Raw genomic sequence first — 2,195 nt, 5'->3', positions numbered from 1 at the left:
CCGACGGCCGGCCACTTCTACCGCAGGTTGGCGAAGCTTCCGGCGAACGAGGCGTGGCAGCGGATCGAGGAGGAAGCGGCCGCGGCGGTGGAGGCGGGCGCGGTCCCGCCCGGAGAGGAGGGTGACGTCTCGTGAGTGATGCGGTGAAGGACGCGGGGGGCGCGGCGGCGCGCCCGGTGGCCGGCGACGGCGCGGCCGCGCGCGACCCCTGGACGCCCGAGCAGCGCCTGGCCATCGAGACGCGGGGACGCAACCTCCTCGTGAGCGCGGCGGCCGGCTCCGGCAAGACGTCGGTGCTGGTGCGGCGGGTCATCGAGCGGATGCTCGACCCGCGGCAGCCCGTCGACATCGACCGCATGCTCGTCGTCACCTTCACCGAGGCGGCCGCGGCCGAGATGCGCGACCGCATCCGCCGCACGCTCGAGGCGGAGATGGAGAAGCGCCCGGCGGACATGCGGCTGCGGCGCCAGGTCGGGCTTCTCGCGCGGGCGTCGATCTCCACGCTGCACGCCTTCTGCCTCACCGTGATCCGGCAGTACCACTACCGCATCGACCTCGACCCGGGCTTCCAGGTGATCGACGACCACGAGGCGCTCCTCCTGCGGCAGGACGTGCTGGAGGACGTGCTGGAGGCGCGCTACGCGGCCGGGGGCGAGGCGTTCCGGGCGCTCGTCGACGCGTACGGGCGCCGGGACGACGAGACGCTGCGCCAGTTCGTGCTGGGCCTGCACGACCTGGCCGTCAGCCAGCCGTGGCCGGACGCGTGGCTGGACGGGCTCGTGGCGCGCTTCGACGAGGCCGCGGGCCGGCCCGTCGAGGCGAGCCCGTGGATGGAACCGCTCCGCGCCTTGGCGCGCCGCGAGGCGGAGCAGGCGATCCTGCACGTCGAGGAGGCGCTGCGCCTCTGCGCGCTGCCGGGCGGCCCGGCCGACCGCGCCGGCATCCTGGAGACGGACCGCGAGCGCCTGCGCGAGGTGGCGCAGACGGTGACGGCGGGCACGTGGGAGGAGATCCGCGCGGCGCTGGCGGCGGACTGGCCCCGGTTCACGGGGAGCCGGGACGTCGACCCGATCCTCCTCGAGCGCGTGCAGAAGCACCGGAAACGGGCGAAGGACCGGCTCGAGAGGCTGTCGCGGCAGGTGTTCCACAGCGACGCGGCCGCGGTGACGGCCGACCTCGCCCGCATGCGCGCGCTGGCGGCAGAGCTCGTGGACCTGGTCCGCGCCTTCGGGGAGGCGTTCGCCGCGGCGAAGGCGGAGCTGGGCGTCGTCGACTTCGCCGACATGGAACGGCTGGCGCTGCGGGTGCTGCTCGACCCGGACGCGCGGCCCGGGGAATTGCGGCCGTCGCCGGCGGCGAAGGAGCTGCGCGAGCGCTTCGACGAGGTCCTCGTCGACGAGTACCAGGACATCAACGAGGTGCAGGACGCGATCCTGCGCCTTGTGGCGCGCGACGGCGAGGACGGCGCGCCCAACCTCTTCATGGTGGGCGACGTGAAACAGAGCATCTACCGCTTCCGGCTGGCCGAGCCGGGCCTGTTCCTGCGGAAGTACGCGACGTTCCCGCCGCTGCGGCCGGGCGGGGAGCCGGGGGTGCGCGATGCGCGCATCGACCTGAACGCCAACTTCCGCAGCCGCCGGTCGGTGGTGGACGCCGTCAACTTCGTCTTCCGCCAGCTGATGACGCCCACGGCCGGCGGGATCGCATACGACGAGTCGGCGCAGCTTGTGGCCGCGGCCGATTACCCGGCGCCGGACGCCGCTGTTCCGGAGGGCGCCGCCGGGGAGGCGCCCGTCGAGGTGCACCTGCTGGAGCGCCGGCCGGGGAGCGAGCCGTGGCCGGGGTCAAACCGGGCGGCGGAGGACGGCGGCGACCGCGACGACGCCGGCGACGAGCCCGGCGCCGCGTACGAGGACGCCGAGGCGCTGGAGGCGCTGGAACGGGAGGCGCTGCTCGTCGCCCGGCGCATCCGGGCGCTCGTCCACGGCGAGGCGGGGCAGCCGCCGCTGCACGTCTGGGACAAGGACCTGCGCGCCTACCGCCCCGTGCGGCACCGCGACATCGTCGTGCTCCTCCGCAGCGTGAAGTGGAAGGCACCGGCGTTCGCCGAGATGCTCGCCCGCGAGGGGGTGCCGGTCTACACCCGGGCGGGCGGCGGCTACTTCGCGACGATGGAGATCGAGCTGATGCTCGCG

1 protein-coding gene is annotated in these 2,195 nt (G+C 74.7%); it reads left to right on the top strand.

Annotated elements, in window-relative coordinates; translation table 11 throughout:
- Window positions 1-131: 131 nt before the first annotated feature.
- Window positions 132-2,195 (top strand): UvrD-helicase domain-containing protein (locus IRZ18_09800; GenBank protein ID MBX5477398.1); only part of this gene is annotated, 2,064 nt, incomplete at its 3' end.

This window comes from Clostridia bacterium (genome assembly GCA_019683875.1).
In the GTDB taxonomy this organism is placed as follows: Bacteria; Bacillota; Sulfobacillia; order RBS10-35; family Bu92; genus Bu92.
The sequence above is the reverse complement of the archived record's forward strand: the minus strand, read 5'-3'. Positions and strand labels throughout refer to the sequence as shown.